General features: G+C 40.5%; 14 protein-coding genes. 10 read left to right on the plus strand and 4 right to left on the minus strand.

The window, feature by feature from the left end:
* Nucleotides 1–57: 57 nt before the first annotated feature.
* The gene (locus ACO1XM_RS12605; protein WP_486229452.1) at nucleotides 58–546 is read right to left on the minus strand and encodes a hypothetical protein; all 489 of its coding nucleotides are present in this window, start codon (nucleotides 544–546) and stop codon (nucleotides 58–60) included.
* Nucleotides 547–961: 415 nt separating this feature from the next.
* On the opposite strand from ACO1XM_RS12605, the gene ACO1XM_RS12610 reads away from it, so the two are divergent.
* Nucleotides 962–1,555: a hypothetical protein gene (locus ACO1XM_RS12610; protein WP_486229454.1), complete on the plus strand. Its 594-nt coding sequence runs from the start codon at nucleotides 962–964 to the stop codon at nucleotides 1,553–1,555.
* A 117-nt stretch (nucleotides 1,556–1,672) separates the two neighbouring features.
* On the opposite strand, the gene ACO1XM_RS12615 is transcribed toward ACO1XM_RS12610, so the two are convergent.
* The gene (locus tag ACO1XM_RS12615; protein ID WP_486229456.1) at nucleotides 1,673–2,356 is read right to left on the minus strand and encodes a hypothetical protein; all 684 of its coding nucleotides are present in this window, start codon (nucleotides 2,354–2,356) and stop codon (nucleotides 1,673–1,675) included.
* Nucleotides 2,357–2,405: 49 nt separating this feature from the next.
* Here ACO1XM_RS12615 and ACO1XM_RS12620 point away from each other — a divergent pair, with 49 nt between their 5' ends.
* The 9 genes from ACO1XM_RS12620 to ACO1XM_RS12660 all read left to right on the plus strand — a co-directional run bounded on the left by ACO1XM_RS12620 (nucleotide 2,406) and on the right by ACO1XM_RS12660 (nucleotide 9,891).
* A complete protein-coding gene (locus ACO1XM_RS12620) occupies nucleotides 2,406–3,320 on the plus strand; it encodes a TIGR01777 family oxidoreductase (RefSeq protein ID WP_486229458.1) in 915 nt (304 codons plus the stop codon).
* Nucleotides 3,321–3,512: 192 nt separating this feature from the next.
* Nucleotides 3,513–4,271 (plus strand): LOG family protein, encoded by a 759-nt coding sequence (locus tag ACO1XM_RS12625; RefSeq protein WP_486229460.1) that lies wholly within the window; start codon nucleotides 3,513–3,515, stop codon nucleotides 4,269–4,271.
* A 16-nt stretch (nucleotides 4,272–4,287) separates the two neighbouring features.
* Nucleotides 4,288–5,226: a lytic transglycosylase domain-containing protein gene (locus tag ACO1XM_RS12630; protein ID WP_486229462.1), complete on the plus strand. Its 939-nt coding sequence runs from the start codon at nucleotides 4,288–4,290 to the stop codon at nucleotides 5,224–5,226.
* A gap of 95 nt (nucleotides 5,227–5,321) precedes the next feature.
* Nucleotides 5,322–5,657, plus strand: coding sequence for an arsenosugar biosynthesis-associated peroxidase-like protein (locus ACO1XM_RS12635; RefSeq protein WP_127121515.1), 336 nt, complete (start codon nucleotides 5,322–5,324; stop codon nucleotides 5,655–5,657).
* An 86-nt stretch (nucleotides 5,658–5,743) separates the two neighbouring features.
* The gene (arsS, locus tag ACO1XM_RS12640) at nucleotides 5,744–6,799 is read left to right on the plus strand and encodes an arsenosugar biosynthesis radical SAM (seleno)protein ArsS (protein ID WP_486229464.1); all 1,056 of its coding nucleotides are present in this window, start codon (nucleotides 5,744–5,746) and stop codon (nucleotides 6,797–6,799) included.
* A 38-nt stretch (nucleotides 6,800–6,837) separates the two neighbouring features.
* On the plus strand, nucleotides 6,838–7,809 hold the full coding sequence (arsM, locus tag ACO1XM_RS12645; RefSeq protein WP_486229466.1) for an arsenosugar biosynthesis arsenite methyltransferase ArsM: 972 nt from the start codon (nucleotides 6,838–6,840) through the stop codon (nucleotides 7,807–7,809).
* Nucleotides 7,810–7,884: 75 nt separating this feature from the next.
* Complete coding sequence (locus ACO1XM_RS12650) at nucleotides 7,885–8,700, plus strand: purine-nucleoside phosphorylase (RefSeq protein ID WP_486229468.1); 816 nt, start codon at nucleotides 7,885–7,887, stop codon at nucleotides 8,698–8,700.
* The gene (locus tag ACO1XM_RS12655) at nucleotides 8,700–9,014 is read left to right on the plus strand and encodes a hypothetical protein (RefSeq protein ID WP_486229470.1); all 315 of its coding nucleotides are present in this window, start codon (nucleotides 8,700–8,702) and stop codon (nucleotides 9,012–9,014) included. Before ACO1XM_RS12650 ends, ACO1XM_RS12655 begins: the two co-directional genes overlap by 1 nt.
* Before the next feature lies 1 nt (nucleotide 9,015).
* Nucleotides 9,016–9,891, plus strand: a complete 876-nt coding sequence (locus ACO1XM_RS12660; RefSeq protein WP_486229472.1) for an aldo/keto reductase — start codon at nucleotides 9,016–9,018, stop codon at nucleotides 9,889–9,891.
* 33 nt (nucleotides 9,892–9,924) lie between these two features.
* On the opposite strand, the gene ACO1XM_RS12665 is transcribed toward ACO1XM_RS12660, so the two are convergent.
* The gene (locus tag ACO1XM_RS12665; protein ID WP_486229474.1) at nucleotides 9,925–10,440 is read right to left on the minus strand and encodes a hypothetical protein; all 516 of its coding nucleotides are present in this window, start codon (nucleotides 10,438–10,440) and stop codon (nucleotides 9,925–9,927) included.
* Nucleotides 10,441–10,620: 180 nt separating this feature from the next.
* On the minus strand, nucleotides 10,621–13,968 hold the full coding sequence (gene secA / locus ACO1XM_RS12670; RefSeq protein WP_486229476.1) for a preprotein translocase subunit SecA: 3,348 nt from the start codon (nucleotides 13,966–13,968) through the stop codon (nucleotides 10,621–10,623).
* Between the last annotated feature and the right edge of the window lie 167 nt (nucleotides 13,969–14,135).

Consider the following 14,135-nt stretch of genomic DNA (forward strand, 5'->3'; position numbering starts at 1 on the left):
ATATTTTGTTGAAGAAAACTTTATAAAGGAGGCTCTAGTGAGCCTCCTTTATTTTTGTTACTTTTCTAGCACCTTAAAGAAGATGTTGAAATTCGTGATATTTCCTGCGGAGTCTTTGTCAACATTATAAAAGCTGATAGAAGAAAAAGGCTCGATATTGTTCCATCGAATAAGCCTGTCTTTTAAATATTCATTCGGATGAATTTTGTAATCAAGTCCAAATTGACTTAAAGTAGTTTGATTAAAAGCAAGTCCCTTCGTTTCGTATACAATAATTTCTGTCGCCAGTGTATTGGGGTATTGTATTTCAATTTTGTTGGTATTATAAAACTGACAATAAATTTTTCTACCCATTATCTGTAAATCATAACTCGAATCAGGTTGACCGAGGATATGTTCTACCTGATTAGCAGTTTTGCCGGCAATTTTTTTTACGTCAAGAATAAGGCTTGAATTCTTATCAGATTTTTGGCTGCATGAAAAAAAGCTAAAAGGAATAATGAATAGAATTAACAGTTGTTTTACTAAAGACTTATTGCTTTTCATAGTTCACTTTATTTTTCTCAAATTTATCTAATTAACCTTCCCCTGCCTCTCTTTCTGAAACACGAGGGCTTGTTTCACTTTGTCTGATACCACACTTAAAGATTCCGTGCAGACTTTGTTCTGATCGAGTCGTACTGCCAAAGCAACAGAATCGCTCCGGTTTTTCTGGTTAGTTTTCAAAAGTTGTCGTTATTTCTTCTTATTACTTTCAAATTTCTGTTCCATACTTTGTTGCTCTTTTTGTGTATGCTGTTGTTGTCACATCATCTTTGATCTTTTGATTGACGATTTACTCGAGTTAAAAATCCATCAACTAAAATTTCCTTCGATTTATTAATAATAATTTCTTAATGATACTAACTGTAAAAAAGACCGAATAACAAATATCTTCACTAAACAAACAAAAAAACTCGTTATGAAAAAACTCGGTGTATTAATTCTTTCTGGACTTTTCATTTTAACAGCTTGTGAGCATTTAAGTGAGGAAGATCAGATTCAGCAAACAGAAGTTAAGGTTAGAAATTTTACTTTTTCTAAAGATGAAGTAGATTCATTAATTCTCATTAAGTCTGGAAATGCTGATTTAAGCTTTGATGAAAAAACTAAGTTGTTGATGGATCATATTGTTACTTTGGTATGGGTAAATTCTAGGGAGGTAACTGAGAGTGTTAACGGTAGAACTCAAACTGTTTGGCCATACATTCTTTGTACAGCAGGCACCTATTTTTCCAATACTCAGCAGTGGGTTTTTACTACAAGTGAGGGCCCAAGCTCCCTTGTAGTCCAAGCCTGGAAGGGAGATAATTTTGATATGCCTCAAGAAGTTGGCTCTTCAGCTTCTATCTATGGGGGATCTAATGGTACACACTATACTGAACTTTTGGACATTAACTCGGTTTGGCCAACATATTTTGATTGTGGTGGAGATTATATAAGTACTACAGCCAATTCGACATGGACTCCGCAGGGTGGCGCCATAGCATACGCTTCGGTTGATTGTGATGATTAACGGGTAATCGTTTTCAAAATAGTTCATAGTTACCATGAACTCTTTTGAAAACGATTTTACTTTTATGGTTCTTATAACCAAATTATTGACTGTCAAGGAAAGTATAAGAAATTGATTTTAGTTGACTCTCCCTTGCCTTTCTTTCTGAAACACCAGGGCCTGTTTTACTTTCTCCGAAACTGTACGTAAGGAATCTGTGCTTGCTTTGTTCTGATCGAGCCGAACTACCAAAGCAACAGAATCGCTACGATTTTTCTGGATGGCTTTCAACAGCTGCTGGTATTCTTTTTTATTGCTTTCAATTTTCTGCTGAATATTTTGCTGCTCATTGAGTGTGCGCTGTTGTTGCCGGCTTACAATGTCAACAGCCCGCTGCGCTTCATCAATTTGTACTTGTATTTTGTCGCGGTAAAAATTAACACCAAACTCTTTTACCATGGCCTCAAGTCGATTAACAATCATGGCAGAGTCTGCTGCCCAATCTTTAAGGTTTACGCCAATCCAGGCTTGCGTAGCAGCGCCTGCTTGTTTAGTGCCACCATACAAGGCTTTGGTGTAAGCCTGGCCACTGACAATGCACTCGGCCAGTACGATAGCCTCATCCTGCTGTTTTGGCTTACCATAACCCTTTAAAAACTTTAATAATGCGTTGTTCACATCATTCGTACTTGCATCAAGCGTAGTGGCAAAGCTGTAAATATTGTCGTTCTTTATTTTCTGTTTTTCCTTTTTCAACACCACCGTTTGCCCAAAAGACAATACGTAAGCCAGAAGAAATGGGATTAGAACAAACTTTTTCATAGCATTCATGTTTCTTTAAATAGTATTCAAAACTACTAAAATCAGCACCGTGACTAAAAAAAACATTTTAATAACGGGTGCCTCCGGACTTATAGGCAAAAGGCTTACCGAACTTTTATTACAAAAGGGGCATAGCGTATCGCATTTGGGCAGAAGTGCAAAAAAGGGTGCAATTCCATCTTTTGTATGGTATGTGGAGCAAAAGAAAATGGATACCAATGCCCTTGCAGGTATAGATACCATCATTCATTTAGCAGGTGCAGGCATAGCCGACAAGCGCTGGACGGAAAAACGTAAGCAGGAAATACTTGAGAGCCGAACGCAATCAACAGCCTTGCTTTGCACTACACTGAAAAACAATGCCAATCAGGTAAAGCATTTTATTTCAGCCTCCGCCATTGGTTATTATGGATTTAATTTAACTGATGAATTATTTGATGAGCAAAGCACTCCGGGTACTGATTATCTGGCATCAGTCACCCGACAGTGGGAAGAGTCCATCGATCAATTGAATGCACTTCCTTTACGCGTAGCCAAATTGCGTATAGGCATTGTGCTCAGCGATAAGGGTGGAGCATTGGCGCCTATGGTTGTTCCGGTTAAATTATTTGCCGGCTCTCCGCTTGCCTCTGGCAAACAGATGCTGAGCTGGATACACATTGATGACTTGTGCCATATGTTTATTCACCTTGTTGAAAATGAATCCCTCCAAGGCGCTTACAATGGCACTGGCCCTTATGCCGTAAGTAACGAAGACTTTACAAAAGCCATTGGTAAACAACTTAAGCGCCCAATTTTCTTACCAAAAGTTCCTGCCTTTCTGCTGAAGTTAATCCTGGGAGAAATGGCTAACCTGATTATTTTCGGCAGCAATGTTTCATCAAAAAAAATACAAGCCACTGGTTTTCAGTTTCAGTTTAATACCCTGGAAGCAAGCCTTAGCAACTTGTTGGGCAAGAAGTAATCCAAGGTCGTTTATGTAAGCTTCTTTAGTTTTATGCTGCCTTGAAAAAGAGCTGCCTTGAATCAGGCAGCACGTATCCACTTCGGTAAAGAAAGGGCCAATAAATGGGATTAAGTAAGTCCCTGAACATCTGCCAACAACTAATTTGTAATTCTCACCGTTTTACTACCTTGTTATAATTTTAGTATTGTTATGGCAAAGAAGAAATCAAAAAAGGTAGATGATAACTTGCTTAAGCAAGCCATTGAAGAAGAACACAGAATAAGAAAGGCATTTGTTGATAAAGACTGGGCAGAAATAAAAAGCTCAGACTCATGGGTGATTTTTAAAGTCATGAGTGAGTTTGTAGAAGGTTTTGAAAAGCTGGCCAAGATAGGCCCCTGCGTAACCATATTTGGTTCCGCAAGAACAAAGCCAACCAACCCTTATTATAAAATGGCCGATGACATTGCGTACCAATTGGTACAGCATGGTTATGGTGTTATTACCGGGGGTGGCCCTGGTATTATGGAAGCGGGTAACCGTGGCGCGCATCGTGCCAAGGGTAAATCGGTGGGTCTTAATATTTTTCTTCCTTTTGAACAGAAGGGCAATATTTATATTGATCCTGATAAGCTGATTACCTTCGACTATTTCTTTGTTCGCAAAGTAATGTTCATGAAGTATTCACAGGGCTTTATAGTAATGCCGGGTGGATTTGGAACATTGGATGAATTAACAGAAGCACTCACCCTTATCCAAACAAAAAAAATCGGTCGTTTCCCTATTGTATTGGTAGGTAAGGAGTATTGGAAGGGTTTTGTTGACTGGGTTACCAAAGTATTGATTGGAAAAGAAAAGAATGCCAACGTAGAAGATCTTGATCTGTTCAGCGTTGTAGATACACCAGAAGAGGCGGTAAAGGTAATAGACGACTTTTATTCCAAGTATTTACTATCGCCCAACTTCTGATTTTTTTCAGGATGTGATGATGAAGGATGTTTCTATATATGTGTCAATTGCCACGCTGGTAATTTTGCTGGGTTACATTACGTATAATGAAAGTAGTGTGGGGCAATCCATAGCTATAGAGTCGATGTCAGACAATACCACGGGTTTGGTTACAGAAATCCCTTCGGGTTTTGTAGCCAAACCCTTCCGCATTCCTGAAAAACTTGATTTTGCACAAGAGGCAGTTCCGCTTCATATCAACGATGTAAGAGAGCGCATAGACAGAGAGTTGCAGATTAACAGTTATCTGCACAGCAGCACCTTATTTATCATTAAGCGTGCTAACCGTTGGTTGCCGCAAATGGAAAAAATCCTGAAGGAAAATGGTATTCCGGACGATTTCAAATACCTGCCCTTGATTGAAAGCGCCCTGCTCAATCAGGTTTCGCCCAGAGAGGCCGTTGGATTTTGGCAAATCATGAAAGATGCCGGAAAGGCTTATGGCCTGGAAATCAATAATCAGGTTGATGAACGTTATGACCCGATTAAATCCACCTATGCTGCCTGTAAATACCTTAAAGATGCGCATCGCAAATTTGGTAACTGGACGCTTGCGGCTGCCTCCTACAACCGTGGCATGACAGGCATGCAAAAGGCAATCGATAACCAGAAAGTTAATTCATATTACGATCTCTTCCTGAATGATGAAACATCTCGCTACATCTTCAGGCTCATTGCTATGAAAGAGATTATGCAAAACCCGCTGAAGTATGGTTTCGTATTGGCTGAGGAAGAACTCTATACCGAAGAGAAAATTCAATATGTGGAGGTAAAGGAATCCATTAAAAACCTGGTTGATTTCTCATTATCTAAGGGCACAAATTATAAGACCTTAAAGCGTCTTAACCCTTGGCTACGCGATGAAGATCTTATAATAAAGAAGGGAAAATCATATAAAATAGCCCTTCCTGCTTAAATCTGCGGTCGCAACTTTATACGTATGTATATTGTTTTGTCGTGAGGGCGATCATTCGCCCTTTGTTAAAGCACTATCTTAACCTAAATTTTACTATGGAAAATACTTACTACAACCCTGCTGATTTAAAAAAATTCGGAAACATTGCAGAATGGGACAAAACATTGGCAGCCAAATTTTTTGACTATTATGGTGAGGTTTTTAAAGATGGTGAATTAACCGCCCGCGAAAAATCGTTAATCGCTTTAGCAGTATCGCATACAGTTCAGTGCCCTTATTGCATCGATGCCTATACACAAGATGCACTTGAGAAAGGCGCCACTGAAAAGGGTATGATGGAGGCAGTACATGTGGCAGCGGCCATTCGTGGAGGTGCCTCATTGGTTCATGGTGTAATGATGATGAACAAAGCCAAGAAGCTATCTATGTGATTCTTTAATAGTTGCTGGTTGTTGGTTTTTCGTTATTCGAAAACCTCATCGAACAACCAACAACGATCAACGAACAACTATTAAGTATGATTAAAAGCTTGCATGCCCGCCATCACCAACTAGCTCAACAAGAAAAGCAAGTTGAGTTCTTGAACAATGGAATTTTTAAGGAAGGAAAACTACCAACTTTTAAATCGAAGATTGAGGCTATTGGCCATTTTCCTTTAAAGCCATCAAAGATTGAAATTTTCCAAATGAACATTGGCTACATGTGCAATCAGGTGTGTAAACACTGCCATGTAGATGCTGGCCCGGATCGCAAAGAAATCATGACACGCGAAACCATGCAGCAATGTCTGGATGTGTTGACGCATACAAAAATACACACACTTGATATTACGGGTGGTGCACCTGAAATGAACCCCGACTTCAGGTGGTTTGTAACAGAAGCAAAAAAGAGAGGCGTACAGGAGATCATTGTTCGTTCTAATCTCACCATTATTCTGGCGAACCCTAAGTACCACGACCTACCGGAGTTTTTTAAAGAGAATAATGTACGTATTTGTTCTTCACTGCCTTTTTATAACGCAGATAAAACTAATCGTCAGCGAGGAGAGGGTGTTTTCGAAACTTCTGTTAAGGCTTTACAAATGCTGAATGCTGTTGGCTACGGCAAACCAGGTAGTGGTTTAATTTTAGATCTGGTGTACAACCCGAGTGGCGCTTTTTTGCCAGGAGATCAAGGTCAGTTGGAAAGAGATTTTAAAAAAGAATTGAGAGAACAATTTTCTATTGAGTTTAATAGTTTGTTCACCATCACCAACATTCCTATTAGTCGCTTCCTCGATTTTCTGATTGAAAGTGGAAACTATGAAGAGTATATGGAGAAACTAATCAATGCTTTTAATCCGATGGCAGTGAGTGGCGTTATGTGCCGCAACACTGTGTCTATTGACTGGCAGGGATTTTTATATGATTGTGACTTTAATCAGATGCTTGGTTTAAAAACAGATGAGCGCAAAGGGCAACATATTAGTACTTTTAATGTAACAGCGCTTGAGTCACGCGATATTGTCATCAGCCAGCACTGTTTTGCGTGCACAGCGGGAGCAGGCTCAAGTTGCCAGGGTGCAACAGCTTAATATTTAATTTGAAACTTGGAATTTGAAATCATTAATTCATGCAAACCTATTTAGAAACCACCCGTAACGTTTATAAAGAAGCAGCAGAAAATCCACAAAAAGGATTGTGTTGTACAACAACACCTGTGTGGCAACTACCGGGCCTAAAAATTCCAAAGAAAATGCTCGACATGAATTACGGTTGCGGCAGCACTGTAAATCCCCGAGATTTAGTTAACGATCCTGCAATTCTTTATGTTGGTGTTGGTGGAGGTATGGAGTTATTACAGTTTTCTTATTTCAGCAGACGTAGCGGTGGCGTAATTGGTATTGATGTAGTGGATGAGATGTTGCAGGCGAGCCGAGAAAATTTTGTAGAGGCTGAAAAACAAAATTCCTGGTTTAAAAGTGATTTTGTCGATCTGAGAAAGGGTGACGCACTCAGTCTCCCGGTTCCGGATAAGTCGATAGATGTTGCAGCCCAGAATTGTTTATTCAATATTTTTACACACGAAGATTTAAAAACTGCTTTGACGGAGATGTATCGTGTATTGAAACCCCATGGCCGCTTGGTCTTATCTGATCCAACCTGCGAGACTGAAATGCCGGAAAGTTTGAAACAAGATGAACGACTGCGCGCCCTTTGTTTGAGCGGAGCGCTTCCATTAAAAGAATATATTAAACTCATTACAGATACTGGTTTTGGTACAGTAGAAATTCGCGCGAAGCGCCCTTATCGAATTTTAGATCCGGCACATTACCAAACTAATAAAATGATTTACATCGAAAGTGTAGAGGTTTGTGCTATTAAGGACCCTATGCCTGCAGATGGTGCCTGTGTATTTACAGGAAGAACTGCAATTTATTTTGGCGGTGATGAATACTTCGATGATAAGCAAGGGCATGTGCTTATGCAAAATCAACCACTTGCTGTTTGCGATAAAACAGCAGGTGCACTTGCCGCGCTTAATCGGCCGGATATTTTCATTTCACCTTCAACCTATTTTTATGATGGTGGTGGCTGTTGTTAATCGAGCATAACATTTTGAAAAAGAAGCCGGATAATTCCGGCTTCTTTTTTTACCTTCACTATTGAATTTATTTATATGTTAAAAGAGATACAAGAAGCAAGCGATTACATTAAAAGCAGGGGCGTTGAGGCACCCGAAATCGGTGTGATACTCGGTACAGGTTTAGGCAATTTATTTGTCAAAGAATTCAAGAAGCCTATTCAAATTCCTTATAATTCGATTCCTCACTTTCCCATATCCACCGTTGAATTTCATAAGGGCCAATTGATTTATGGAGAGATTAAAGGCAAAAAGGTATTGGCCATGCAAGGACGCTTTCATTATTATGAAGGCTATAGCATGCAACAGATTACACTGCCTGTACGGGTAATGAAAATGCTTGGCGTAAAAAACTTGCTTATCTCCAATGCAGCAGGTAATATGAATCTGAATTGGAAAAAAGGTGAGTTAATGTTGATTGATGATCACATAAATCTGCAACCTGATAATCCGTTGAGAGGAACAAACTATGAGGTATTAGGGCCACGTTTCCCGGATATGAGTCAGCCCTATGCCTTGGTTTTAAATAAAAAATTGAAAGCTATTGCCAAAGAGAAGAATATCAAACTTAATGAAGGTGTGTATGTAGGCGTGATGGGCCCCAATCTTGAAACCAGGGCCGAATATCGTTTTTTACATCGCATCGGAGCGGATGCTGTAGGGATGAGTACTGTGCCGGAAGTAATTGTAGCGAACCATACAGGACTTCCTTGTTGTGCTATTTCTGTACTCACTGATGATTGTGATCCTGATAATCTGAAACCAGCCAATATTCAGGAGATTATTGAAATTGCAGGTAAGGCTGAGGCAAAGCTCACTGAATTATATGTTGAACTGATTAAACAATTGTAATGATGAAAAAATTGTTGATGACTTTGGTCCTGGCATTTGTTGTAACACTTGCTGTACAGGCACAGACCGTGTATTCTTCTGCAAAAGGAGAGAAGTACCACACAGCAGATTGCCGTCTTTCGGGCGATGCAGAAGGTATACATATTGATAATGCCAAGAAAGCTGGCAAAAAACCTTGCGATGTTTGTAAGCCAAATGAATTAGGCAAAGCTGCATTAAAACAGTGCGAAGGAAAAACAAAAGACGGAATACGCTGTAAGCGTATGACAGCGAGCAAAGGGAAGAAGTGTTACCAGCACCAAACCGCTAAGTAAGGTGCAGTATCAACGGATTCACCCTAAAGGGCCGGAGTTTTCGCGCATTATAGCAGGCGTTTGGAACTGGACTGATGAAACCATCAACGAACGCTGTATAGGCGCAGCGTTGGATTGTGGCATAACCACGTTTGATCATGCTGACATTTACGGTAAGTATACGATTGAGGAATTATTTGGTCGCATACTAAAACAACAACCGGGACTACGCAGTAAAATGCAGCTGGTTACTAAATGTGGTATTAAATTAAAAGTTGATAATAAGCCCGCACACGGAATTAAACATTATGATACATCGTATGCACATATTATTCAGTCGGTAGAGACATCTCTTAAAAATCTGAGCACGGATCGAATTGATTTACTATTAATCCACAGACCAGATCCATTGTTAAATCCGGAAGAGGTGGCAAAAGCCTTTGGAGATTTATACGAAAAAGGAAAAGTACTTCACTTCGGTGTTTCAAATTTTACAGCTGCACAATTTGAAATGTTGCAGTCTTTTTCACCTATGCCTTTAGTCACGAACCAGCTCGAGGTATCTTTATTTAAAAGCGATTACTTGTTTAACGGTGTAAGTGATGTGATGATGAAACATCAGGCTGGTATTATGGCCTGGTCGCCATTGGGCAGTGGTAAGTATTTTGATGACCTGGAAAAAATGCAGGAGCTTGGTGTGTTGGCGGATAAATACAAAGTAAGTACAGCTAAATTACTTTTTGCATGGTTGCTGGCACATCCCTCAAATCTTTTTCCAATAACGGGTACGACAAAAACGGAGCGCATTCAAGAGGCTGCCTCTGCGCTAGAGGTAACACTTGACAAACAAGACTGGTTTGCTATGCTGAAGATTATTAAAGGTGCTGATGTGGCGTGAGGATACCATTAATTTAAAATTTGAAATTTAAAATTAATAAGTAACCGCAATCTTATCGGGTACAAGAATGGCGTTAGGGAAATGGCGCTTTACTGCCACATAATCTTTTTGTGCATCTAATTGTGTGTAGTACTTACCTGCTTTGATGCGAAAAGTAGGTTGCACATAAGTCATCTCTGCATTAAGTTCTGGCAAAGTCAAATCCATGGTTCGCTTCGTGTTGAGCGCATCTTCTCTTTTCTGTCCAGCATAAATTTGTATAGTAAAGCCGTCTACCACTTTTTTGCTTAGGTTAATTCTATCAATGCTGTCCAGCACTTCGTGTAGTTGTTCATTCACGGCATAACGGGGCTCCTGATAAACAGGCTTTGCTTTATTTTCATTTGGATCAACCTCAGGATCTTTTTTGGTCTCTTCAAAAGCCGGACGCAGATAAGAAAGGTCTTCGGTATAGCGGGCAGAGGTAGTAGTGGTGCTCACCTGACTCGAGGCGCAGCCCATCATAATCATGTAAACCAGGTAGTGTGACAACTCAAACATTCTTTTCATTGCTTTAGGCAGTTAGTTCCACTAAGTCGTTTTCGTTTAGTAAAGCCAAGACTGTATTTAATTGTTTGGTAAATGCTTTTTAAGTTTTTCATGCCATGGTTTGTGTCTTCACAAACCATAACTAAAATCATTTCGGTCTGTGCGGACACAGACCGAAGAATGGTATTTTACTCAATAAGACTATTCAATCACAATACAGCGATTGTTCAAGATATCGTCTTCTACTTTCTTGTACTTCACATCACGCATCACGCGCCCATCAGGATACTGAACACTCACCTTATCATTTCTGTTGGCAATTTTTTCAGATTTAACAGGCATTATTTTTTCTTGGGGAGGTCGATTAGCCTGTGGCTGCGGTCCACCACCACTTAATAACGATTTAGATTCTTCTTTATTCTCATTCAGGCGAACTCTCGCCCTGCTGGCTCTTGCCTCCTGTACCTGATCTGATTGTTGCACAGGAATGTCAGCCTTCATTAGGAAAGAGACGGTTTCCTCATTTACCTTGGCTACCAATTTTTTGAAAGCTTCAAAGCCTTCGAACTTGTAAATCAATAATGGATCTTTCTGTTCGTAAACAGCTGTTTGCACAGATTGCTTTAAGTCATCCATATCACGCAAGTGCTCTTTCCATAGTTGATCTATGATCGCTAAAGCAATCATTTTCTCCATGGATTTAATCAGCTCGCCATTTTCAGTTTCTACACATTTAGTAAGATTGGCAGCAACACCAATTTGTTTTACGCCATCTGTAAAGGGTACTAATATATTTTCTACCGTTGCACCTCTTGTGTGATGAACGTCTTTAACAATAGGTAAGGACTTGGCAGCAACTGCTTTGTTTTTGCGGTGATAATGGTCAAGGGCCTTTTCATACAGGTCGTTGGTTAATTTCGCCTGATCCCATTTGGTAAAGTCGTCTTTAGACACTTCATAATCGATACCAAAAGTGCTCAGTGCATTTAGGCGCAGGCTTTCATAGTCGGCAGCGTTCTTGGCATTAATCACCAATTCTTCAGCTGTATCAAAAATCATGGTGAGTATATCTAACTCTAAACGTTCTCCGAACAGAGCATTTTTTCTACGCTTGTAGATTACCTCGCGCTGCGAATTCATTACGTTATCGTATTCCAGCAAGCGCTTACGAATACCGAAGTTATTTTCTTCTACTTTTTTCTGTGCACGCTCAATTGAGCTTGTCACCATGGAGTGTTGAATGACTTCACCTTCTTTTAAGCCTAATCTGTCCATAATACGCGCAATACGCTCAGGCATAAACAAACGCATCAGGTTATCTTCCAACGATACATAGAATTGTGATGAACCCGGATCACCCTGGCGTCCTGCACGACCGCGTAACTGACGGTCTACACGTCTTGACTCGTGACGCTCTGTACCGATAATAGCTAAACCACCGGCAGCTTTTGATTCGGCTGTTAACTTAATATCAGTACCACGACCAGCCATGTTGGTAGCAATCGTTACAGTACCCGGTTTACCCGCCTCTGCTACAATTTCTGCTTCACGCTGGTGTTGCTTCGCGTTGAGTACGTTGTGTTTGATTTTGCGCATTTGCAACATACGACTAATCAATTCTGAAATCTCAACGGATGTAGTACCCACAAGTACTGGCCTGCCTGCTTCTGTAAGCTTAACAATCTCTTCAATGACAGCTGTGAATTTTTCACGGATGGTTTTATACACTAAATCATCGGAGTCTTTTCTTACCGCTGTTCTGTTTTGTGGAATTACAACAACATCCAGTTTATAAATGTCCCAGAATTCGCCTGCCTCTGTTTCAGCTGTACCCGTCATACCCGCAAGCTTGTGGTACATGCGGAAATAATTCTGTAAAGTAATGGTGGCATAGGTCTGTGTGGCGTCTTCTACTTTCACATTTTCCTTTGCTTCAATGGCCTGGTGTAAGCCATCGGAATAACGTCTGCCATCTAACACACGACCGGTCTGTTCATCAACGATCTTCACCTTTCCATCAACAATGATGTACTCGGTATCTTTTTCAAACATGGTGTAAGCCTTCAGCAACTGATTCACACTGTGAATACGCTGTGACTTCACCTGATAATCTTTTATAAGTTCTTCTTTTTTAGCAAGACGCTCTGCATCACTCAGGCTTGCGTCTTTTTCTATTTTAGAAAGCTCTGTACCAATTTCGGGGAGGATAAAGAATTTAGCATCTTCACCCTCTCCTGTAATTAAGTCAATACCCTTTTCAGTCAGGTCTACGCTATTATCTTTTTCATCAATAATAAAATAAAGTGGAGCATCGGCTTCCGGCATCATCTTCTTATTGTCTTGCAGATAATAGTTTTCTGTTTTCTGCATAGTGGCCCTGATGCCTGTCTCACTTAGGAACTTGATAACGGGTTTATATTTTGGCATACCGCGATGTGCACGGAAAATAGAAAGGCCTCCGTCTTTTTCATTACCCGCTTCCAGTTGTTTCTTGGCATCAGTCAGGTATTGGGTAATTAATTTTTTCTGTGCCTCTACCAGTTTAAAAATGCGTGGTTTTAAATCGTAGAATTCGTGTTGATCACCGCGTGGCACCGGACCGGAAATAATCAGGGGTGTACGTGCCTCATCGATCAACACAGAGTCAACCTCATCCACCATGGCATAATGGTGGCCACGTTGCACAAGCTCTTCCGTTTCACGCGCCATGTTATCGCGCAGATAGTCGAAGCCAAATTCATTGTTCGTTCCGTAAGTAATATCTGCACGGTAAGCATTTCTGCGGGCAATGGAGTTAGGCTCATGCTTGTCAATACAATCGACAGTGAGGCCGTGGAATTGGAAGAGAGGCGCCATCCATTCGCTATCGCGTTTAGCGAGGTAGTCGTTAACAGTTACCAGGTGAACACCACGTTTGGCCAATGCATTTAAGAAAGTAGGGAAGGTGGCCACGAGTGTTTTACCTTCACCGGTTGCCATTTCAGAAACCTTGCCCTGGTGTAAAACGATACCACCGATAATCTGCACTTCATAGTGCATCATATCCCAGGTGATTAAATTACCCGCTGCCATCCACTGTCTTGCCCACCTGGCCTTGTCGCCATGGATGGTAACGTTGGGATGCGTAGCAGCCATCTTTATATCGAAATCCTGGGCAGTTACTTCCAGGTATTCATTTTCTTTGAAGCGCCTGGCTGTATCGCGAACAATCGCAAATGCTTTTGGCAGCACTTTTAACAATACTTTTTCAAGGTCTTTATTTCTGTCACCTTCAAGTTTATCAATTTCAGCAAAAACAGCCTCTTTCTCATTGATGTCCATTTCAGGCTGATCAGCGATTTGCTTGTGTAGAGCCGCAATTTCCGCATCAATAGACCTGAGCGCCTCGTTGATGGTGTTTTGCACCTCTTGGGTTTGTTCCCGCAACTGATCATTAGAAAGGCCTGCCAGCTTATCAAATTCCTGCAGGGTTTCTTTTACAAGGGGCTCAATAGATTTGATGTCACGTTGAGACTTAGTACCGAAAATTTTAGCAATTAATTTTAACATAAAACAACAATGGTCAGTTTGCGCAATCAATGATCTGGATCATCGACAAAATGGCTTTAAAGTTAATCTGTTTTTGGGAAATGATCGTGTCAATTATAGCACCAATTAGCCTTAGAAGCAGCTTGAGGCATATATGCACAATTTTGGCAGCTAAAGAGTGGCAATTA

It is taken from the genome of Chryseotalea sp., assembly GCF_057350905.1.